General features: G+C 40.2%; 24 protein-coding genes. 23 read left to right on the forward strand and 1 reads right to left on the reverse strand.

The window, feature by feature from the left end; genetic code table 11:
- Positions 1 to 68: 68 nt before the first annotated feature.
- The 10 genes from PQ477_RS16900 (at position 69) to PQ477_RS16945 (ending at position 10,756) form a co-directional block, all read left to right on the forward strand.
- On the forward strand, positions 69 to 1,856 hold the full coding sequence (locus tag PQ477_RS16900; RefSeq protein ID WP_060705052.1) for an IucA/IucC family protein: 1,788 nt from the start codon (positions 69 to 71) through the stop codon (positions 1,854 to 1,856).
- Positions 1,840 to 3,582 carry an IucA/IucC family protein gene (locus tag PQ477_RS16905; RefSeq protein WP_274272524.1) on the forward strand — a complete coding sequence of 581 codons (1,743 nt, stop codon included), beginning with the start codon at positions 1,840 to 1,842 and terminating at the stop codon, positions 3,580 to 3,582. Before PQ477_RS16900 ends, PQ477_RS16905 begins: the two co-directional genes overlap by 17 nt.
- Positions 3,569 to 4,795, forward strand: coding sequence for an AMP-binding protein (locus PQ477_RS16910; protein WP_274272525.1), 1,227 nt, complete (start codon positions 3,569 to 3,571; stop codon positions 4,793 to 4,795). Before PQ477_RS16905 ends, PQ477_RS16910 begins: the two co-directional genes overlap by 14 nt.
- On the forward strand, positions 4,792 to 5,061 hold the full coding sequence (locus PQ477_RS16915) for a phosphopantetheine-binding protein (protein ID WP_035394067.1): 270 nt from the start codon (positions 4,792 to 4,794) through the stop codon (positions 5,059 to 5,061). Before PQ477_RS16910 ends, PQ477_RS16915 begins: the two co-directional genes overlap by 4 nt.
- On the forward strand, positions 5,054 to 6,028 hold the full coding sequence (locus PQ477_RS16920) for a DUF6005 family protein (protein WP_274272526.1): 975 nt from the start codon (positions 5,054 to 5,056) through the stop codon (positions 6,026 to 6,028). The genes PQ477_RS16915 and PQ477_RS16920 overlap by 8 nt, the downstream gene beginning before the upstream one ends.
- 12 nt (positions 6,029 to 6,040) lie before the next feature.
- On the forward strand, positions 6,041 to 6,865 hold the full coding sequence (locus PQ477_RS16925; protein ID WP_274272527.1) for a sugar phosphate isomerase/epimerase family protein: 825 nt from the start codon (positions 6,041 to 6,043) through the stop codon (positions 6,863 to 6,865).
- 200 nt (positions 6,866 to 7,065) lie between these two features.
- On the forward strand, positions 7,066 to 7,281 hold the full coding sequence (locus PQ477_RS16930; RefSeq protein ID WP_035394064.1) for a DUF4227 family protein: 216 nt from the start codon (positions 7,066 to 7,068) through the stop codon (positions 7,279 to 7,281).
- A gap of 23 nt (positions 7,282 to 7,304) precedes the next feature.
- On the forward strand, positions 7,305 to 8,195 hold the full coding sequence (xerD, locus tag PQ477_RS16935; RefSeq protein ID WP_274273591.1) for a site-specific tyrosine recombinase XerD: 891 nt from the start codon (positions 7,305 to 7,307) through the stop codon (positions 8,193 to 8,195).
- A 37-nt stretch (positions 8,196 to 8,232) separates the two neighbouring features.
- On the forward strand, positions 8,233 to 9,423 hold the full coding sequence (deoB, locus tag PQ477_RS16940; RefSeq protein WP_274272528.1) for a phosphopentomutase: 1,191 nt from the start codon (positions 8,233 to 8,235) through the stop codon (positions 9,421 to 9,423).
- A 19-nt stretch (positions 9,424 to 9,442) separates the two neighbouring features.
- Positions 9,443 to 10,756, forward strand: a complete 1,314-nt coding sequence (locus tag PQ477_RS16945) for a pyrimidine-nucleoside phosphorylase (RefSeq protein ID WP_274272529.1) — start codon at positions 9,443 to 9,445, stop codon at positions 10,754 to 10,756.
- 59 nt (positions 10,757 to 10,815) lie between these two features.
- Here PQ477_RS16945 and PQ477_RS16950 read toward each other — a convergent pair whose 3' ends face one another.
- Positions 10,816 to 11,241 carry a pyridoxamine 5'-phosphate oxidase family protein gene (locus PQ477_RS16950; protein WP_274272530.1) on the reverse strand — a complete coding sequence of 142 codons (426 nt, stop codon included), beginning with the start codon at positions 11,239 to 11,241 and terminating at the stop codon, positions 10,816 to 10,818.
- Between the two features lie 138 nt (positions 11,242 to 11,379).
- On the opposite strand from PQ477_RS16950, the gene PQ477_RS16955 reads away from it, so the two are divergent.
- The 13 genes from PQ477_RS16955 to PQ477_RS17015 all read left to right on the forward strand — a co-directional run bounded on the left by PQ477_RS16955 (position 11,380) and on the right by PQ477_RS17015 (position 21,385).
- The gene (locus tag PQ477_RS16955; protein ID WP_035394057.1) at positions 11,380 to 11,793 is read left to right on the forward strand and encodes an organic hydroperoxide resistance protein; all 414 of its coding nucleotides are present in this window, start codon (positions 11,380 to 11,382) and stop codon (positions 11,791 to 11,793) included.
- A 15-nt stretch (positions 11,794 to 11,808) separates the two neighbouring features.
- Positions 11,809 to 12,600: a VLRF1 family aeRF1-type release factor gene (locus PQ477_RS16960; protein ID WP_186370771.1), complete on the forward strand. Its 792-nt coding sequence runs from the start codon at positions 11,809 to 11,811 to the stop codon at positions 12,598 to 12,600.
- A 134-nt stretch (positions 12,601 to 12,734) separates the two neighbouring features.
- On the forward strand, positions 12,735 to 14,123 hold the full coding sequence (locus PQ477_RS16965) for an MDR family MFS transporter (protein ID WP_274272531.1): 1,389 nt from the start codon (positions 12,735 to 12,737) through the stop codon (positions 14,121 to 14,123).
- 81 nt (positions 14,124 to 14,204) lie between these two features.
- A complete protein-coding gene (locus PQ477_RS16970; protein ID WP_035394053.1) occupies positions 14,205 to 14,402 on the forward strand; it encodes a DUF2188 domain-containing protein in 198 nt (65 codons plus the stop codon).
- Positions 14,403 to 14,543: 141 nt separating this feature from the next.
- Positions 14,544 to 15,713, forward strand: a complete 1,170-nt coding sequence (locus PQ477_RS16975; RefSeq protein ID WP_144558822.1) for a D-alanyl-D-alanine carboxypeptidase family protein — start codon at positions 14,544 to 14,546, stop codon at positions 15,711 to 15,713.
- A gap of 109 nt (positions 15,714 to 15,822) precedes the next feature.
- Positions 15,823 to 16,167 carry an anti-sigma F factor antagonist gene (spoIIAA, locus tag PQ477_RS16980; RefSeq protein WP_035394051.1) on the forward strand — a complete coding sequence of 115 codons (345 nt, stop codon included), beginning with the start codon at positions 15,823 to 15,825 and terminating at the stop codon, positions 16,165 to 16,167.
- Positions 16,168 to 16,170: 3 nt separating this feature from the next.
- The gene (spoIIAB, locus tag PQ477_RS16985) at positions 16,171 to 16,611 is read left to right on the forward strand and encodes an anti-sigma F factor (protein WP_035394048.1); all 441 of its coding nucleotides are present in this window, start codon (positions 16,171 to 16,173) and stop codon (positions 16,609 to 16,611) included.
- A 12-nt stretch (positions 16,612 to 16,623) separates the two neighbouring features.
- Positions 16,624 to 17,382, forward strand: coding sequence for an RNA polymerase sporulation sigma factor SigF (gene sigF / locus PQ477_RS16990; protein ID WP_035394045.1), 759 nt, complete (start codon positions 16,624 to 16,626; stop codon positions 17,380 to 17,382).
- A 131-nt stretch (positions 17,383 to 17,513) separates the two neighbouring features.
- On the forward strand, positions 17,514 to 17,972 hold the full coding sequence (locus PQ477_RS16995) for a SpoVA/SpoVAEb family sporulation membrane protein (protein ID WP_274272532.1): 459 nt from the start codon (positions 17,514 to 17,516) through the stop codon (positions 17,970 to 17,972).
- 14 nt (positions 17,973 to 17,986) lie between these two features.
- On the forward strand, positions 17,987 to 18,994 hold the full coding sequence (gene spoVAD, locus PQ477_RS17000; protein ID WP_144558825.1) for a stage V sporulation protein AD: 1,008 nt from the start codon (positions 17,987 to 17,989) through the stop codon (positions 18,992 to 18,994).
- Positions 18,995 to 19,348 carry a stage V sporulation protein AE gene (gene spoVAE / locus PQ477_RS17005; RefSeq protein ID WP_035394043.1) on the forward strand — a complete coding sequence of 118 codons (354 nt, stop codon included), beginning with the start codon at positions 18,995 to 18,997 and terminating at the stop codon, positions 19,346 to 19,348.
- Positions 19,348 to 19,935: a stage V sporulation protein SpoVABEA gene (spoVAEA, locus tag PQ477_RS17010; RefSeq protein ID WP_035394042.1), complete on the forward strand. Its 588-nt coding sequence runs from the start codon at positions 19,348 to 19,350 to the stop codon at positions 19,933 to 19,935. The genes spoVAE and spoVAEA overlap by 1 nt, the downstream gene beginning before the upstream one ends.
- On the forward strand, positions 19,925 to 21,385 hold the full coding sequence (locus tag PQ477_RS17015; protein ID WP_144560454.1) for a spore germination protein: 1,461 nt from the start codon (positions 19,925 to 19,927) through the stop codon (positions 21,383 to 21,385). Before spoVAEA ends, PQ477_RS17015 begins: the two co-directional genes overlap by 11 nt.
- The last annotated feature ends 53 nt before the right edge of the window (positions 21,386 to 21,438 follow it).

Raw genomic sequence — 21,438 nt, forward strand, 5'->3', positions numbered from 1 at the left:
GTGCGATCGCTATTTTTGAGATTAATTGAGAATGGATTTCAATTAATTATGAGAGGAAGGAAAGATTCATGCAGCATTCTGCAAAACGTATCGCTGAAAACGCCTCTTTACAAGCCTTTTTAAACAGTTACATAAAGGAAACGTTAAGTGGTGAGCTTTTGCCGGTTTCAATAAATGGTCAATCGCGGCACAAGACGAAACTACAAACGGAACAGATGCTAGAAATTAATCTTCCGCACCAGCACACTAGTTTACGGATTGAAATGTTGTATCGCTCTTTTGTAGGGCGCCACTCGTTTGGAATAATATTGAAGGGAAATCGCGAAACAGGGTGGCATCAAGAAGAACCACTATCTGTTTTAATCCTTCTTATACAAGAGCTTCATTTACAAGCACTTCATAATGGGAACGCTAAACGGTCTTGTTTTGATGAATGCCTTGTTCGCATGCTTGAAAGTTATCACTCCATGTGTACATATCTAGAAGAACGGCTAGCAACAGATGAAGCTATTCATGATCCAAGGCAAACGTTTATCGATGCGGAGCAGTCACTTTTATTTGGCCACTGGCTCCATCCAACGCCAAAAAGTCGACAAGGGATGGCTTACTGGCAACATGCTGCCTATGCACCTGAATTAAAAGGGCAGTTTCAGCTATATTACTTTTATGTGCATCATACGATTTTGCAACATGAGTCCATGTTAGACAAAAGTGTATGGGACATCGTATATGAAGAAACAGACTTGCAAATGATTGATGAAAAATGGTTTCCTTTTCCGATGCATCCATTACAAGCGCAATTTTTATTAGAACAGCCTCATATTCGAAAAGCGATGGAAACAGGGCTTATTCAAGACAAAGGCCCTTGTGGTAAATGGTATACAGCTACTTCTTCATTGCGAACGGTATTTAATGAAGAAAGTAATTGGATGTTTAAGTTTTCTATACCAGTAAAGGTAACCAACTCCCTTAGAGTGAACAAGCGGCATGAACTACGGGCTGGTCTTATTGTTGGAAAAGTACTACAAAGAGCAAGATGGAAAAGTAAGACATGTCAATTCATTGATGATCCGGCTTACCTTACCGTTCGTCTGCCAGGAGTGAAAGAATCAGGATTTGAAACAATTGTTCGCTCTAATCCTTTTCAAAATGGTGGTAGGGGTGTTACGACGATTGCGGCGCTTGTTCAAGATCCTTTACCGGGAAGTGATTCAAAAGTAGCAACAATTATTAAAGAACTTGCCCAACAGGAGCGATCTTCTCTCCGCATGATAAGTGAGAAATGGTTTCGAACTTATGTGGAAAGTGCTATTGTTCCACTCATTTCGCTTTACGATGAACTTGGAATTGCCCTTGAAGCCCATCAGCAAAATAGTTTACTTGATGTACAAAATGGCTACCCAACAATGTATTATTACCGCGACAATCAAGGCTACTACTTAGCAGAATCATACAGACAAAAGTTAACTGCGCTAGTACCAGAATTGCAAAAAACAGAAGGGTTATTTTATGACGATGATGTTATTCAAAATCGATTTACGTATTACTTAATGATGAATCAAGCCTTTGCTGTTATCCACCGATTTGGCGCAGATGGCTTAATGTGTGAAAAGCAACTTTTAAAGGTGTTAAAAGAGGCATTGAAGCATTGTAGTCGGAAATGTTCTGGTGCTGGACGTTTATTTATTAACGATTTACTTGTAAAAACAGAGCTTGCTTTCAAAGCAAATTTACTTACTCGTTTTCATGATGTGGATGAATTGGCAGAAGAACTAGAACAAGCCGTCTATGTTAAAGTGCAGAATCCGTTTCAAGCAATGACGAGTCTGGAGGTGCAACATGCAAAAACCATCTAATCTACCAAGTAGGGCGGAACAACGTGTCATTCGGCAATGTTTTGAAGCCATTTTGTACGAGCATTTGTTACCTTATAACGAAATACCGTCACAAAACGGCTGGACGTTCTTTTTGATTAGAGGGGAAAAGCATGTTTACCGATGTCTTGGAAAACGTTCCGCCTTTGATCGAATAAGATTACACGGTATGCCGCTTATGTCTGTCCAAGCTGGCACTCAAACATTTCCTAGAATAGAAGATATTGTAGAAGATGCAGCATTATCAGTTGAACAAAGCCAAGCCCTTTATGCAGAATTATCGCAAACAGTCTTATTATCAGAGTGGAATGAGCAAAACATAAGAATGGCTAAATCAAGACGATTGTTTACATATGAACAGTTGGAAGGGGCTATAGGAGAAGGTCATCCTTATCATCCTTGTTTTAAAGCAAGAACAGGATTTTCGCTTAAAGACCACCGAGCGTACGGAAATGAAGCAGGAGCGGATTTTTCACTTGTATGGTTAGGAGTCAAAAAGGAAGACGTGAACACGTATTATCCAGAAGAAGAGCATAGTTTTCTTCAGAAAGAATTCGGCTATGGCACATGGAAGAAAGTTGTAGTGGCCTTGTGTCAGTCAGGGGGGCAGTTATATGACTATCGTGTACTCCCAGTACATCCATGGCAATGGAATGCCATACAAAGCAATGAGTTGAAAGAAGCGATTGAAACAAAAGATGTTCTTTATCTTGGTACTTTTGGTGATCGTTATAATGCATCACAATCAATTCGGACGGTGATGAACAAAGACAACCCGCTTCAAGCACAGTTAAAATTGCCTTTGCGAATGATCAATACTTCTTCATTGCGAACGGTTCAGCCAGAAAGTGTTGCAGCTGCTCCAGATTTATCCCGATGGCTTCATGAAGTGGTGGAACAAGATCCTTTTCTACATAAAAAACATGATGTTCGTTTGTTAAAAGAGTATGCTGGGGCTTCTTATGAGCCGAGTCGCTATCCATGGATAGCGGGGAATATCAATGTGATTTTTCGAGAATCGGTTCAAAGTCAGTTACAGAGAGGTGAGCGCGCTATCCCATTAAATGCACTTTCTCTGAAAGAAAAAGACGGTTCTTTATTTGTAGCTCTTTTCCTTAAGGATTTTGGGATAGAAGCTTGGGTAAAGCAATTTATTGAAGTAGCCGTTGTTCCTGTTGTTCACCTCTGTTTGGCACACGGCATTGCGGTAGAAGCTCATGGGCAAAACATGATTCTGATTCTCTCGGATACGAACTGGCCGATTGGCGTGCTCTTAAGAGACTTTCATGATAGTTTGGAATATTACGAACCTTATGTAAAAAAGAAAGAAGCGATACCTAATTTCCACGAAATCCATTCAATCTTTAAAGAAGGCGCAACTGACGACTATTATTGGATGTCTTCTCCAGAAGCGCTACGGGAACTTGTGGTCGATACATTATTTGTCTATCATCTAGCCGAATTGTCATGGCAGTTGGAGTGTGAGCTTGATTTTGAAGAGGAGACATTTTGGAACCTTGTTAATCAATCATTATCGCGCTATGTGCAGAGAGAAGATAAAGAGAATGAGCGAATCCACGCTCTACATCTTCATAAAGAAGTCATGACAACAGAATCACTTTTTAGAAAGAAGTGGACTGGGGAGAAAGAGAGCAGGCATTTAATTAAAAATGCGATTCAATTGGAGGGTATTTATGCTTATCATTAACGATCAATTTTACACTGCGAAAGACTTTGACCGTTTTACACAGCAGCTCAATGACCACCCCATTTGGCGAAAAGCGGATAGGTGGCGAATCGCCGTATGTCCAGAGGACTTAGGGAAGTGGGTAATGCTTCTCTATTATATAAAAGAAAAACAAGCGAGTATTGTACCGATCCATCCATCCACACCAGTTGAGGCAGCAAAAAGAATTGCTAATGAAGCGGGTTGTTTTTACTTGTTTTATCAGTCTTTTGAATCACCACTCACATTAAATCAAGCCGAATCAATTAGCGAACCGGGCATGATTCAATTCAGTTCAGGAACGACAGGCCAACCAAAACGAATTGTACGTAGCTGGGCTTCTATAGATGATGAATTACGTGCTTACCGTGAAATGTGGCATTCAATTGACGTAAATACAGTCATTGTTGCCTGCCCTATAACGCATTCCTACGGTTTAATTAGTGGTGTAATGGCGGGGATTGATCAAGGAAAAACGGTTGTAGTGGTGACGGCACAGAATCCAAATTATGTCTTAAGCAAGACGAAAGATTACCCAAAACATGTGCTGTATGCCTCTCCGCCATTACTTCATTATTTAGCGAAGCGAACTGATAAAAAATTGCATGGAGTAATGACGTCAGGGACGCGGCTTCCTGATCAATGGTTTCAAGAAATAAAAAAAGCGAGCACGTTTGTAATGCAGCAATACGGCTGTTCAGAAGTAGGCTGTATTAGTATTGCGACATCCATAAGTGAACCGAACGATTTAGGGAAGCCTTTAACACATCATCATGTTAAAGCGGGTGTAATAACGGACCCAGCGGCTATATACGTTGAAAAAGCAGTAGAAGACTGTAATACAGGTGATCTTGGTTATTTCGGAAAAGACGGTCATTTGTACTTTGTTGAACGAGTAGACGATGTTATTAACGTAGCCGGAATCAACGTGTTACCGCACGAGGTTGAACAGGTATTACGCCAACATCAAGGCGTAGAAGACGTTGTTGTCTATAAAAGAAGAGATTCCTTATCAGGCGAACGGGTTTGTGCCCAAGTTGTAGGGACAGGTTTAGCCATAGGTGCTCTTCGAGAATGGTGTGCATCTTATCTTGCGGCTTATCAAATACCAAAAGAATTCGATTTTGTCGAAAAGATTCAAAAAGGAGCAAATGGAAAAGTGAATAGAAAACAGATTGGAGATGTTTACGTATGACGTATGAGCACGCTGTAACCATTCTTTACACGATTATTAAAGAAGATTTAGCTTTACAGACAATAGATGCATTTCATCACCACGCGAGGCTGAATGAAGATTTAGCCATTGATTCAGTCATGATCCTACACATTTTATTACAGCTCGAAACAGAATATGCTATCGCTATCCCCGATGAGTATATTGATCCGGCCATATTTGAGACGGTTGATCGCTTAGCTCAGTTTATTCAACGTCAAGAAGAGACAACCGCTATCCATGATTAAAGTGCATTGCTTTGTTAGTTGCGTGTGTGAAGTGTTAAAGAAAAATGGAATTGACCACCGTCCTTATTATTTTGGTGTATGGGATGCGGATTTTTTCCTAGATGAAAATGATCGCCTGACGTACCATGAAAAAAACGTTGATCACTCTTTCTTTAAAAACTGGTATGAAACCCTTTATGGCATTAGATTAAATGAATGGTATAAAAACACAGCTAGTAAAGAAGAAAATGTAGAGTACCTTGTTCATTTAATCGAGGAAAAAGATGACGATACACATGTCATTGTTATGCTTGATCTTGCGTTACTTCCTGAGCGAGAAAACAAATTTCATCATGCGCCTTTTCCTCATTATGTCATGCTTGAAAAAACAAAGGATAAAGACGTATGGATGATGTATGATCCTGATTTTCGTTGGGAAGGGGAAATGGAAAAGGTTCAGATTCTCAATGCAGTTCGTTCCCCTGATGTGGGGGGAGGCTATCGGTTTAATAGCAACACAATTCAGCCCCCTTCAGATGACACGATAAAAGCGTATTTCCGAACCTGTATGAAAGAACGTGAAAACCCTTTAACAGAAACACTTCAATCACTCGTAGAAACGTTCTGGTCAGGAAGTCAGCGCCATCGACTTAATGAGCTTGGACTTGTAATGAAACAATTACCTGTTTTAGCTATTCGGAAATATGCTTATGAACATGCTTTTGCGTTCTTTTGGAAGGCACTCCAGTTTAGCGAAGATACGTTTGAGCAGTGGTGTGATGACATCGAGACGTTAGAGAAGGGCTTTAAAATCGTTCAGTATCAGGCGATGAAAGTGGCGAAAACGAAAAAAGAGGCGGACTATGAGCAATTGTGCGACCAACTTGAACGTCAAAATGAACGAGAACGGAAATTGAAAGAACAATTGGTTTTTTATTTTGACGAATGGCTTTTACAAAGAGAGCCACTTATTCTGCACGAAGGTTAAGGAGGAGTGAATGTGAACGTTTCTGTTTGTACCATTTCGTTTCGACATGGTTTGCAGTCCATTGAACACATTGCACAATGGGCTACAGGACAGGGCTTTGATGGGATTGAGCTTTGGGGTAACCATGCACGTCATTTGAAACCACATGCACATGTAAATGGGGAATGGCTAGAATCATATGGTTTAACAGTATCGATGTTAAGCGACTACTTACCGTTACATGACGAACGGGCAAAAAACCATTTTGCCGCCAAAAATGTGCTTCAACTTGCGGATCGTTGGAACGCATTAAAAGTTCGAGTATTCGCTGGGGAATTAGGAAGTGAAATGATTCGAAAGGAGGAACGACTACACCTCGTTAACCAACTTAGAGATGTGTGTAAGATGGCAGCAGAAAAAAATAAGTTAATACTTGTTGAAATTCATCCGCGAACCCTTTGTGATACGGTTTCTTCTACATTGCAGCTGCTGTCTGAAGTGGATCATCCTTCGCTAAGAGTGAATTTTGATGTGCTTCACGCTTGGGAAAGTGGCGCTAATCTTGACGAAGCATTTGTACAGCTCCAACCATTTGTTGAGCATCTTCATCTGAAAAACGTAGTCGATCGTGGGCATTTACACGTGTTCCATCCTGAAAACGTATTTAATGCTTCTGCATCAAGACAAGGAATGACAAGTTTGTTTACAGGACAAATTGATTATCACCAGTTCCTTTCAAACCATGATTTTAGCTCATTTCATGCTTCTCTTGAATGGTTTGGTCACCATCCGTTTGCCGTATTAAAAGAAGATAAGCAAAAACTAGTTGCCTACCAAAAACAAACGCTCTATCATTAATCAACCTATTCTTTCACTAATCATAGGAGCAAATTGAAACCATCTGTTTTTATCAATACGAACGGGTGGTTTTTATCTTTTCCTAATGCCAATGGCAGCTAGTGACAGAAAAACAAGGATAATCGCTCTTTCATGTATAGACTTGCATGAACTTGGCATAGTGTAGAAGATAGAGTGAATAAAGAGAGCGAGGGAATAGAATGAAAATTCTCTTTCATACAATGAAAGCGGTAATTTTGTTTGTTGCATGCACAGCGATCTTCTACTATGGTATTCTATGGGTGACGGATGAATTAAGTGATCTCCATCGTTATGACGTGCCAGAAGGAAATGCATTAAAAGCGTCATCCGTTGCCAGTGACGAAGATAGGAGTTTGCTGCAGCGGTTAACGTTGTTTTTACTAGATGGCGAATAAGAAGTAAGGAGTACAACATGGGTTTGCAAAATGATGTTAATCAATTTGTCCATTTTATTAAAGTTGAAAAAGGTTTATCGCCTAATACACTAGAATCGTATGGAAGAGATTTAAAGCAGTATGTCCACTATTTGCAAAAAGAGAATGTGGAGGCGTTTACAGATGTCACGCACCACACGATTCAATCGTTTTTGTACGAGCTAAAGCTACAAGATAAATCAGCTGCAACATTGGCACGAATTCTCACATCGGTTCGCTCACTGCATGGTTTCTTATATAGGGAACAATTTACTTCGAGTGACCCTTCTTCTTTAATTGAATCACCGAAAAAAGAAAAACGCTTACCTGACTTTTTAAGTGCAGATGAAGTCGAGCTCTTATTGCAACATCAAACGGTAGGGAGCGTCCCCTTAGAGCTTCGAAATACAGCGATGCTTGAATTGCTCTATGCTTCAGGTTTGCGTGTAACCGAATTAACGTCATTAGAATTGGATCATGTCCACTTAGCAATGGGCTTTTTACGGGTCATTGGCAAAGGGAATAAAGAACGAATTGTTCCCTTAGGGTCACAAGCCTCAAAAGCGTTAACGGCGTACTTAGAAAGTGGAAGGCAACAATTGCTTAAAAAGCAGCGCCATGCCTACCTTTTTGTGAATCACTATGGGAAGCCTTTAACAAGACAAGGGTTTTGGAAAATCTTAAAACAGCGTGCGACACACGTAAATATAAAAAAAAGCTTTAGTCCACATACGTTGCGCCATTCTTTTGCTACGCATTTACTGGAAAATGGGGCTGATTTGCGTTCTGTTCAGGAAATGCTTGGGCACGCTGATATTTCTACAACACAGATTTACACCCATGTGACGAAGACGCGTATGAAAGATGTATACTTAAAACACCATCCGCGCGCATAAGCAGCATGTTCTTACAAAGATTGAGGAGGAAACAAACGTGACACAAGTATTTAAACGAGTCGTTGTTATTGTAATGGACTCTGTAGGAATTGGTGAAGCACCAGACGCAGAGGCATTTGGAGATAAAGGAACAAATACCCTTGGCTCCATTGCTAAACAGTATGACGCATTGCATATTCCAGAGCTAGAAAAACTAGGTATTGGGAAAATCGCACCACTTAAAGGAATTGAGGCCGTTGCGAATCCAAGTGCGAGCTACGGCATCATGCAAGAAGCGTCAGTAGGAAAAGATACGATGACGGGACATTGGGAAATTATGGGTCTTCGGATTGATGAGCCATTTCGCGTTTTTCCAGACGGATTCCCTGAGGACTTACTACAAGCTTTAGAGGAAAAAACAGGTCGTGGCATCATTGGTAATAAAGTAGCATCAGGTACAGAAATCCTTGATGAACTAGGAAGCGAGCACGTTAAAACAGGGAAATTAATTGTTTACACTTCTGCTGATTCGGTTCTACAAATCGCAGCCCATGAGGACATTGTTCCAGTGGACGAGCTTTATCGTATTTGTGAAATAGCACGTGAGCTGACCCTTGATCCAAAATATATGGTCGGACGCATTATTGCGCGTCCGTTTGTAGGCGATGCCTCTGGTTGGAAGCGAACGTCGAATCGTCATGACTATGCGTTAAAACCTTTTGGCAAGACGGTTATGAATGCGCTTGAAGATGCAGGTCTTGATTCGATTGCATTAGGGAAAATCTCTGACATTTATGATGGAGAAGGGGTAACGGCTTCCATTCGAACGGTTTCAAATGAAGATGGAATGAATAAATTGATTAAACAAATGGATGAAGCATTCACGGGTCTTTGCTTCTTGAATTTAGTTGATTTTGATGCACTGTTTGGTCATCGTCGTGATGTAGTAGGGTACGGTCAATCGTTAAATGAATTTGATGCACAACTTAAAGAGCTTTTGCCAAAGTTAAACGATGACGATTTATTAATAATCACGGCCGATCATGGAAACGACCCGACTCATACAGGCACAGATCATACAAGAGAGCTTGTCCCTCTTCTTGCTTACGGTAAAACATTGGAACCGGTTCATTTAGGTCATCGTGAGACATTTGCGGATATTGGCGCAACCATTGCTGAGAATTTTAATGTAACGGCTCCAGAATACGGTAAAAGCTTTTTAAACGAGCTTACATCAAAGAATTTGTAATTACAGAGGAGGAAAAACAATGAGAATGGTTGACATTATTGAGAAAAAAAGAGACGGCTTAAGCTTAACAAAAGAAGAAATTCGCTGGTTTATTGGTGAATATACTGCAAACCGCATTCCGGATTATCAAGTATCGGCTTTGGCTATGGCCATTTATTTTCAAGATATGGATCAACATGAGCGTGCCGAACTTACGTTGGCTATGGCTGAATCAGGTGACCAAATAGATTTAACAGCAATTGATGGGATTAAAGTGGACAAGCATTCAACAGGTGGTGTTGGAGATAAGACAACGATAGCGCTCGTTCCATTAGTGGCAGCTGCTGGCGTACCTGTTGCAAAAATGTCAGGTCGAGGTCTAGGCCATACAGGAGGAACCATTGATAAATTAGAGGCAATTCCAGGATTCTCATGTGACATTGAGACGAAAGACTTTTTACATCAAGTTCAAACAAAAGGCTTAGCTGTTGCTGGACAAACAGGTAATTTAACACCAGCGGATAAACAACTATATGGCTTACGAGATGTGACTGGAACCGTTAACTCAATGGCGCTCATCGCAAGTTCCATTATGAGTAAAAAAATCGCTTCTGGTTCAGACGCCATTGTGCTCGATGTGAAAACAGGTTCTGGAGCATTTATGAAGTCTCTTGATGATTCAACAGGGCTTGCTAAAGCAATGGTTAATATCGGTGCAAATGTTGGACGGAAAACGATGGCGGTTATTTCAGACATGAATCAACCTTTAGGTGAAGGCGTTGGAAATGCTATTGAAATTCAAGAAGCGATCGACGTTTTAAAAGGAAAGGGACCAGAGGACGTTCTTGAGCTGTGTCTCGTCCTAGGTAGCCACATGGTTTTCTTGGCGGAAAAGGCTAGCAGTGTGGAAGAGGCACGCAAACAGCTAGAAGAAGTGATTGAAAATGGAAAAGCAATCGAAATGATGAAAGTCTTTATTGAAAGTCAGGGTGGAAACCCAGCTGTAATTGATGATGAAACGTTATTCCCACAAGCTCGCTATCAAATTGATGTTCCCGCAGCAGAAGCAGGCTATGTATACGAAATTGCCACAGACAAAATTGGCGTTGCTGCTATGCAATTAGGCGCAGGTCGAGCTACAAAAGAGGATCAAATCGACCTTGCTGTTGGGTTGAAGCTGAAGAAAAAAATTGGGGATCGCGTTGAAGTCGATGATACCCTCGTTACGCTCTATGCGAACCGAGAAGAAGTAGAAGACATCATAGCACTCGTCCAAAAGAGTTACCATATGCAAGAAGAAAAACCAGCATCAACAACGCTTATCTATAAGGAAATTTATCCGGAGAAAGCATAATAAAAAAAAGCCAGTTACTAATTCGGTAACTGGTCTTTTTTTTATCTTAATGAATAAACTCAATCAAACGAAATCTCGTAAGGTGTGTGGTCACCTTTATTCATAAGGCGAATGGTTTTTGGTTTTAATTCTAGCAAAATATATGAAGGGTCTGTGGCACTGTCAAAATAATGGGTAAGGGTGTCATGCCAAAATTCGTTTTTCGTTTCTTGATCGTCCCGAATAGTAGCTGTTCCTTGAAATTCGATAAATGCGTCATCATAGCCCTCGCCTGTATAACCAAGGAGAACGTGTACATGCGGGTTTTCTTCGACTTCTTTAGCCTTATACGTGCCGATATCCGTTGGTGTATACAGCGTGAAGTCTTTGTGATAAAACGTCATGTAACGAGAATGGGGGCGATTTTCTTTCACGGTTGATAAAGAACCAATCTTATGATCTTCCATTACAGCTAACATTTGTTGTTTCACTTTCGATTTATCCATAAGTAACACTTCCTTTTTATGAGCTACACGTAGTATTCCTCACTGTAAAAAAATAAAACCACTTTTCATGTTTACTTCATAGATAAAACGTCTATACAGTCAGTGTACGAAGTTTTTATAGAGGAGTGTGTTTTCATTATGGCAGATATCGTTTATACATCACATGCAACTGCACAAGGTGGAAGAGAAGGTCAAGTGACTTCAGATGACCAATTTCTTGACTTGAACTTGGTTAAACCAGGTTCAAAGAAGGAAGGCACAAATCCAGAGCAGTTATTTGCGGCAGGTTATGCTTCCTGTTTTGATGGGGCATTGAATTTAATGGCAGCTAACGCAAAAAAAGAGATTGAGTCAAAAACAACGGCGCATGTGTCTCTTGTGAAAGACCCATCAGACAATGGATTCCAAATTGGAGCGGAATTAGTCGTCGAAATTAATGGTGTTTCACAAGAAGAAGCTGAAGAATTAGTAGAACAGGCACATCAATTTTGCCCGTATTCTAAAGCCACTAGAGGAAATATTCAAGTGAAGTTAACAGCGAAAGCACAATAATAAGGAGGGTGTACATTGTCACTAGCAAAACATTTGGAACGCTTTAAGCAAATTCAATGTGAGAACGGCTGTTTAACAATCTATTTGCAGACTGGTAAAACAAGCACGGATCAACAAAAAGGAGAATGGAAAATTCGCCTCAAGAATGGGCTAAAGAAGCTTGAAGAATATTTAGAGGTTAGTGATAATCAAACCGAGTTTCAGGCATTTAAAAAACTGAAAAAAGAGGCTGAGCAACAGATTTTGGCGTTATCAACCAATATGCCAAAAAGCCTTGTTTTCATTGGTTCTTCTAATGGTGATGTACACTTGCAGAAGTTACAAGTCCCAGTGGAGAATGAATTTCGGTGGGAAAAGCACCCTGTTATTGATCAACTTGAAACATTAGAAGAGAAGTATCCTTTATCAGGAATCGTCATGATTAAAAAAACCGATGTACATACGGTTGAAACGAGTCTTGGTGAAGTAATCGAAGAAAAGCAATATAGTTGGGATGTTGAGTCTGAGGATTGGAAAGAGTATGTTGGGGCAAGGCCGCAAGGTGAGACAGGAGCTGCACTACACCGTGAGCAGTATGCTGATCGATTTGATGCGAATCAACAGCGATGGTTTAAAAAAATTGCTCAAAAAATTGAAAAAGAATCAAAGCAAAAGCAATGGTCAACACTGCATTTAGTTGGTTCTCCTGATCAAACAAGTGAATTTGCTAAACAATTGTCAACCCACGATCCTAAAATATCAAAGCGTAACTTGGCTAAATTAAAATCACATGAGATTATAAAAGAGCTAAACGAAGAAGTCGTTTAAACTCGTTTAAGAAAGCGTCTCGAAACCCATTCGAGGCGCTTTTCATCGATTAAACTAGGCATCGATTTTGACAGGTGAAAAAGCACATCGCTATAATATGGAACATACATAGATGGCGAAAAGAAGGTTATGCAATGAGTGAGGAAAAAGAGGAACTGCCTCCATTTAATAAGAAACCATTAGTTGCTGTATTGTTAATTGGAGCGTTTGTGGCAATATTAAATCAAACTTTGTTAACAACAGCATTACCACATTTAATGTCTGATTTAGACATTAATGAAAATGCAGCACAGTGGGTAACTACGATTTTTATGCTAGTTAATGGGATTATGATCCCTATAACGGCTTTTTTAATTGAAAAATTTAAAGCTCGATCACTTTTTTTGACAGCGATGACGCTATTTGGTTTAGGAACACTGCTTTGTGCGATCTCGCCCAATTTCAGTATGTTACTTGTAGGTCGAATCATTCAAGCTTCAGGTGCAGGGATTATGATGCCCCTTATGCAAACTGTTTTTCTTCTCATTTTCCCGAAAGAGCGGCGTGGACAGGCGATGGGCATGGTTGGGCTTGTTATTTCATTTGCGCCTGCGATTGGACCTACCTTATCTGGTTGGCTAGTAGAATCGTATCACTGGAGTATTTTATTTTGGATTCTTATGCCAATTGTTGTCATTGATATTGTTGCGGCGATCTTTGTCATGCGAAACGTCACAACGTTGCGTCACCCTAAGCTAGATCTTCAGTCCATCATCCTTTCAACATTTGGTTTCGGTGGTTTATTATTTGCATTTTCAAATGCAGGGCAAGCAAGCTGGGGGAGCCCTCTTGTTTATGTGCCTTTACTGATAGGGATCGTCACACTTTATCTCTTTGTGACCCGTCAATTAAAGCTTAGTCACCCAATTTTAGAGTTTCGTGTGTTTACGTATCCAGTTTTTACATTAACAACGGTGATGGGGATGCTTGTATTTGTATCTCTCGTGGGACCGGCTACAATCTTGCCAATTTATATGCAAAACATGCAAGGCTATTCTGCCTTTGAGACGGGGTTAACCATTTTACCTGGAGCTGTGCTGATGGGAATGATGTCGCCAATAACGGGGAGAATTTTCGATAAATTTGGTGCAAGGACTTTGGCGATTATCGGCTTAACGTTCATTTTCTTGTCTTCGTTATTTTATACAAATTTAACGGTGGACACATCGTTAACGTATCTAACCATTGTCTACGCGGTGAGAATGTTCGGATTATCCCTTGTATTAATGCCAGTAACGACTGAAGGATTAAATGTATTACCAAGAGAACTTATTCCCCATGGAACTGCAATGAACAATACAATGAGGCAAGTGTCTGGGTCAATTGGAACGGCAATTCTCGTTTCTGTTATGACTGCGTCTGCTTCAGCTGGGCAAAGTGAATCTATGATACAAGGAGTAAACAATGCTTTTATTGTGGCAACGGTTATAGCGTTTGTTAGCTTTATAATGGCGTTTTTTATAAAGAAAACCCCTCAACATTAAGGTTATTCCTGAAAAGATGTTTTCTCCCCTTTTCATTCGGGTATTTAAACGAGTAGAACAGATAGAGAAGGAGAGATAGAGATGAAGGAATATACGGTGACGCCAAATAAAGATGCAACAACCTGGTTTGTAAAAGTAGAAGATGTTGCACCATTAGAAGAATATGATAAACAATCGAAAGCAATTGAAGCTGGCGAGAAGCTTGCACAAGAAAACCAGCCAAGCCGATTAATTATTTTCGATGAGTATCACAAGCAACAAGAAATTAAAACGTTTTAAACGAAGCATTGAAGAAAGATGAGAAGTGAGAAATCACTACTCATCTTTTTTTGGGTTGACCTCCTTCCCTTGTGTATAGAAAAATCTGGAATGGAAAGACTAGCTGATAGCTTTTTACATAAAGGTTATGGAGGGAAATGTATGAAAAAAGGTCTACATTTACTAGTAGTTTGGTTATTATTAGCGCTATTTGCAACACAACCGCTTACGGCAAAGGCTGCGGAGGTAAAAAAATCGCCACTTGGAGAGAAAACCCTTTCTGCTATCGTAATAGAACGGGATACAGGGGAAGTTATTTTTGAGAAAAATAGCGATAAAGCGTTACCCCCAGCAAGTATGACAAAGATCATGACGATGTTACTCGTTATGGAAGCGATTGATGAAGGAAAGCTATCGTTTGATGAGCAAGTAACAGTGAGTGAATATGCGGCTTCAATGGGAGGTTCGCAAATTTTTCTTGAAGCTGGAGAACAAATGAGTGTAGATGATCTTTTAAAAGGAATTGCCGTTGCGTCTGGGAACGACGCAGCAGTAGCGATGGCAGAGCATATTGCTGGCTCTGAAGAAGGATTCGTCAAAATGATGAATGAAAAAGCGAGTGAACTGAATTTAGAACAGACATCGTTTAAAAACACGAACGGATTGCCAATTGAAAATCACTATTCATCAGCTCATGACTTGGCGATGATTGCGAAAGAGCTGTTAAAGTACGAAAAAATAACAGAGTACACAGGTATTTATGAAGACTATTTACGTAAAGGAACAGATAAAGAGTTTTGGCTTGTCAATACGAATAAATTGGTACGCTTTTATCCTGGTGTAGATGGATTAAAAACGGGTTTTACCCAAGAAGCAAAATATGGATTAACTGCGACTGCTGAAAAAGAGGGCATGCGTGTTATAACGGTTGTTATGGGATCACCGACATCAAAGGAACGAAATGCAGAAGTCACCTCATTACTAGATCATGCGTTTAACAACTACTCTACTGAAACACTTTACAAAAAGGGAGATGTGTTAGGTGAGGCAACAGTTGTAAAAGGATCGAAAAAAACATTAGAAGCGGTCACGGAAGATCAAGTATCCATCCTGTTAAAAAAAGGCGAGGATTCAAAAGAGCCTGTTGTGAATACGTCCTTTGACGAAACCATTGCTGCACCAATTCAAAAAGGTGATGTAGTCGGTAATTTAACTGTTGAAATAGACGGAAATACAGTTGTCTCGACAGATTTAGTCGCTTCAGACACAATTGATACGGCTTCATGGTGGCAATTGTTTAAACGAACCTTGTCTACTTTTGCAGGGAAATAAAGAATGATTAGAACTTTTCACTAACATGCACTACTTTTGTCAGTAACAAGGATTTCAAGAGATTCGTATGGAATGATAGCATGGAGTAAGTTTAGATGGAGGTGTTTTCATGACATTACAAATTCAAATGGAACAAAAACACAATGTGTTACTTGTAAGACTGGCAGGAGAATTAGATCATCATGCAGCAAAAACACTAAGAGCGGAGGTAGAAGCTCATCTACCGAACACAAAGCATATTTTGTTAAATCTTGAAGGGTTATCATTTATGGATAGTTCGGGTCTTGGTGTGATTTTAGGACGATATAAACAAATTACAGCGGCAGGAGGAGAAATGGTCGTTTGTGCAATTTCTCCAACAGTTGGACGTTTATTTGAGATGTCAGGGATGTTTAAGATCATTCGTTTTGAAGAAAATGAAGATTTTGCTTTGCAAAAGTTAGGGGTGGCTTAAGCAATGGAAAATAAAATGGATCTTTCATTCAGTGCAAAAAGTGAAAATGAATCGTTTGCAAGAGTAACAGTAGGGGCTTTTTTAGCTCAACTTGATCCCACTATGGAAGAACTAACGGAGATTAAGACTGTTGTTTCAGAAGCTGTGACGAATGCGATCATCCATGGTTATGACAATGACGAAAGCGGCATGGTCTACATCTCAGCGGTATTGCGTGATAACGAAATTGAAATTGTCATTCGCGATGAAGGGAATGGCATTCTTGATATCGATGAAGCACGAGAGCCGTTGTTTACTTCAAAACCTGAACTTGAGCGCTCGGGGATGGGTTTTACCATAATGGAAAACTTCTGTCATGAGATGAAAGTCGTCTCTGAACCGTTATTAGGGACAACGGTGTATTTAAAAAAGCAATTAACAAAAACAAAGGCCATATGCAGATAAGGGGTCTTGCTAATGAGCGCTGAGCTAAAGAAAACAACAAAAAAGATGTTGACTGATCAAGAATTAAAAGACCTAATCGCGAAAAGTCAGCAAGGTGATACAGAAGCTCGCGATTTAATTGTTAACAAGAACACACGTCTCGTATGGTCGGTTGTCCAACGATTTATGAACCGAGGCTATGAAGCAGAAGATTTGTTTCAAATCGGCTGCATTGGCTTAATTAAATCAGTTGATAAGTTTGATTTATCTTATGATGTTAAATTTTCGACTTATGCGGTGCCAATGATAATTGGTGAGATTCAGCGGTTTTTAAGAGATGATGGCACCGTAAAAGTGAGTCGCTCCATTAAAGAATTGAGTAATAAGATTCGAAAAGCAAAGGATGATTTAACAAAAGAATACCGGCGCACACCGACAGTGAATGAAATTGCTGTACATTTAGGCGTTACGCCTGAAGAAGTCGTCTTTGCAGGAGATGCGAATCGGAGTTTAACGTCTATTCATGAAACGGTGTATGAAAATGACGGAGACCCGATTACGCTAATGGATCAAATTGCAGATACTAGCCAAGTGAAATGGTTTGATAAAATTGCATTAAAAGAGGCGATTCGAGATCTAGAAGAACGAGAACGTTTAATCGTTTATTTACGCTATTACAAAGACCAGACACAGTCAGAAGTAGCAGAGCGTTTAGGGATTTCTCAAGTTCAAGTATCACGTTTAGAAAAGAAAATTCTCGATCAAATGAAAGAAATTATGTCAGAAACATAGTCTTAGATTAGGGAAGACGAAGCATAAACGGAGCCAGACTTTTTACCGATGGGTAGGAAGTCTTTTTTTGTGCGAATTGAATGTTCGTCAATGCAGCATACTACTACCAAAGCGCAGTAACAGGAGGACGTATGTTAAAAAAAGAGGAAATAGATAATTATAAAGAAAACATTCGCCTGTTTGCAGCAAAAACACGTTTTGTTAAACATGGGACACTCGCATTTTTAGGCGGCGGCTGCATAAGTGTAGTTGGTCAATTGATCTATGACGGGCTAAGGCACGTTTTTTCGCTAAATCCACAAATGGCCACGAGCTATATGATTGTCATTTTACTTACATTTTCGGCGTTTGGCACAGGTTTAGGAATCTACAAAAAAGGAGCGCAGTTGTTTGGAGCGGGATTGATTGTACCGATTACAGGGTTTGCTAATGCGATGACGGCAACAGCACTTGATCATCGCTCAGAAGGCTTTCTTTCAGGGATAGGCGTTCATTTATTTCGCATTGTTGGTCCAATCTTTATAGTTGGCATCACTGCTGCGTATCTCGTTAGCTTTTCGCGATTGTTCATTCATATGATCCTGAAATAAGGAGAGGCAGAATTATGGTAAATCAAAAGAGGGTCATTCAATTTAAGACGCCTGTATATGTAGAAGAACGAGGTACAGCTGTGGGTCCGAAAGAAGGGAGTGGCCCCCTCGGTCATGGATTTGACTATGTATTTCCTAACCTGTTATGTGGAGAGAAGGATTGGCAAACAGCGGAAAAAAAGTTGACGGAAAAAGCGATTACCTATTGTCTACATAAACAAAGGCTAAAAGACAATCACTTAGATTTATTTATCGCTGGCGATTTAACAAACCAGAGTACAGTGTCGAGCCAAATCGCTCGTAATTTACGTGTCCCCTATATTGGTAGCTATTCTGCTTGCGCAACAGCGATAGAAAATTGCATTGTCGCAGGTATGTGGATTAATGGTGGTGGAGCTCGACATGTATTGTGCGCTTCAAGTAGCCATATCGGTGGATGTGAGAAGCAGTTTCGCTTTCCAATAGAATTTGCTCAGCAAAAGCCAGATACGGCGCAGACGACTGTCACAGGTGCTGGCGCAATCATCCTTGGGAGACATCAATCAATGATTCAAATGACAGAAGGACTTCTCGGTAAAGTCATTGATTTAGGGATTAAGAACCCCTATGAGCTCGGTGCGGCTATGGCACCAGCTGCCGCGGATACACTGCTTACGTACTTGCATGAAACGGAACAAAAGCCATCTGACTTTGATCTTATTTTGACAGGTGATCTTGCGCGTTCTGGAAGTGAGGTTTTTAAGAAGCTACTACGTGAACATGATGTGATTGTAAGCGAAAACTACGACGATTGTGGCGTCATGATGTATGGAACGAATCAACAGGTGTTGGCAGGTGGTAGTGGTGCTGGTTGTTGCGCTACGGTCGTCTTTGGGCACGTTTTTAATGAGATGCTCGCCAATCGGTTAAAACGAGTGCTCGTTATCGCAACAGGCGCCTTGCATAGTGCAAACACGGTTCAACAACATAAAACGATTCCTTGTATTGCTCATGCAGTTGTGTTTGAAAGAAGGGGGAATTAAATGATTTATTTATGGGCGTTTTTAATTGGAGGGAGCATTTGCTTATTCGGACAATTTCTTTTAGACATTGTTAAGCTTACTTCCATTCAAATGTTAGTAACCCTAGTACTGATTGGCATTATATTGGATGGGTTTGGTTTATATGAACAGCTCATTGAATTTGCAGGCGCAGGAGCAACGGTTCCGATTACAGGCTTTGGCTATTCTCTTGTACATGGTGCCATGTTAAATGGAGAAAATGGCTTATTTTATATTAGCGATGGAGTCTTTGAACTTGCGTCCACTACCATTGTTTTTTCCATTCTCTTAAGCTTGATTGTAGCGGCTATTTTTAAGCCGAAAGGTGTGACGTGATGAAAAAAGTAATCTTTGTTACAGATGGTGATCTGGCTAGTAAAAAAGCACTTGAACACATTGCTCAAGACTTAAAATGTACCGTTCTTAGCGCATCTTATGGCAATCCAACGACTATTGAACCGGAAGCGTTAGTTGATCTTATTAACTTAGAAAAAGGCGATGTTCCAATTATTATCATGTTCGATGATTGCGGCATTCGCGATGTTGGTTTTGGTGAAACGGCCATGCACTATATCGTCAACCAAGAAGATATTGAGGTCATTGGTGCTGTAGCCGTTGCTTCGCAAACACATGCGAAAGAATGGACTCATGTGGATGTAAGCGTTGATCGATTTGGTCGTTTATCCGAATACGGTGTAGATAAAGAAGGGTTAATTGACATGGAAATTGGCAGGATTAATGGTGATACGGTTTCCATATTAGATGATTTGAACCTACCTTGTGTCGTAGGTGTCGGTGATATTGGGAAAATGGCACGCTTTGATGATGTTAAAAAAGGTGCGCCGGTTACAAAAAAAGCAATACAAATTATTTTAGAAAGGAGTGGTTATAGTGAACCCGTCTTCGAAACAGATGACATTTAGAAGAAGTATTGCAGAAAATGATCACATTATGAATGAGCGTTTAGGAATAGGCGAATCCTTCGATGTTGGCGTTAGAAAGCTAAATGTATTTGGTAAAGATGTCTATATTTATTATTTAACGGGCTTAGTCGATAACTTATATATTATTGATATCTTGCGTGAGCTTATGGATACCGAAAGTCGGATGCGGCGAGCTGAACATCCTTTTCAATCTGTTAAGAATCATTTAGCGCATATTCAAGTTGAAGAAACTGAGTCGATTGATCATGCCATTACACAAGTGTTATCAGGGTTAATTTGCGTTGTCGTCGATGGCGAAGCAAATAGTTTGATTGTTGATGTTCGATCCTATCCTGGTCGTGGACCTGAAGAACCAGATACAGAGCGTGTAGTACGTGGGTCACGAGACGGCTATACAGAGAACATCATCTTTAATACGGGCTTAACGAGGAGACGAATACGAGATGAACGATTACGCCAAGAAATTATGCAAGTGGGTGTGCGTTCTAAAACCGACATAGCCTTATGTTATATAGAAGGAATTGTTGATCCTAAGCTAGTAAACATTATTAAGAAAGAGCTTAAGGATATTAATATTGATGGACTAACGATGTCGGATAAAGTGGTGGAAGAATACATTGTTAAACAAGGCATTAATCCATTTCCACTCGTACGTTATACAGAGCGTCCAGACGTAGCTGCTACTCATATTCTAGAAGGACATATTGTTCTTATTATTGATACATCTCCGTCCGTTGTAATTACACCGGCAACACTGTTTCACCATGTGCAGCATGCTGAGGAGTACCGACAAGCTGCTGCAGTTGGTACATTTTTGCGATGGATGCGGTTTGTCGGCATTCTCTTTTCACTATTAATTGTCCCGTTTTGGCTATTGCTTGCAACTCATCAAGAATTACTGCCGCCAGCGTTGGATTTTGTCGGTGTAGAAGAAAATAACAATATCCCGATTGCGGTCCAAATTATTTTTGCAGAAGCTGGAATAGAATTGCTGCGAATGGCTGCCATACACACCCCGTCCCCATTAGCAACAGCACTTGGTCTCGTAGCCGCCCTTTTAATTGGAGAAATGGCGATTGATGTAGGTTATTTCACAACGGAAGTCATTCTTTATGTGGCACTTGGTTCGATTGGAATGTTTGCCACACCAAGTTACGAGTTAGGAGTGGCGCTAAGGATGAGCCGCTACCTTATCATTCTTGCAGTAGCACTTTTTGGGCCAGTAGGATTTGTTGTATCGTTGTTTTTACTACTGATTTCGCTTATTCGACTGTCTCCACTTGCAAAGCCTTATCTATGGCCGTTTTTACCATTTGATCCACCGGCTATGTATCAGATTCTTGTTCGTACATCTGTTCCAAGCGTTCGTTGGAGACCGAGTATTGTTCATCCTGTCGATAAAATTAAGCAATCACCAAAAAGTGAATAGTAGTCAAACGTTTTAACTTCTGATAAACTAGATAGCAATTGCGGAAAGTAGCT

Source organism: Shouchella hunanensis (assembly GCF_028735875.1).
GTDB lineage: Bacteria > Bacillota > Bacilli > Bacillales > Bacillaceae_D > Shouchella > Shouchella hunanensis.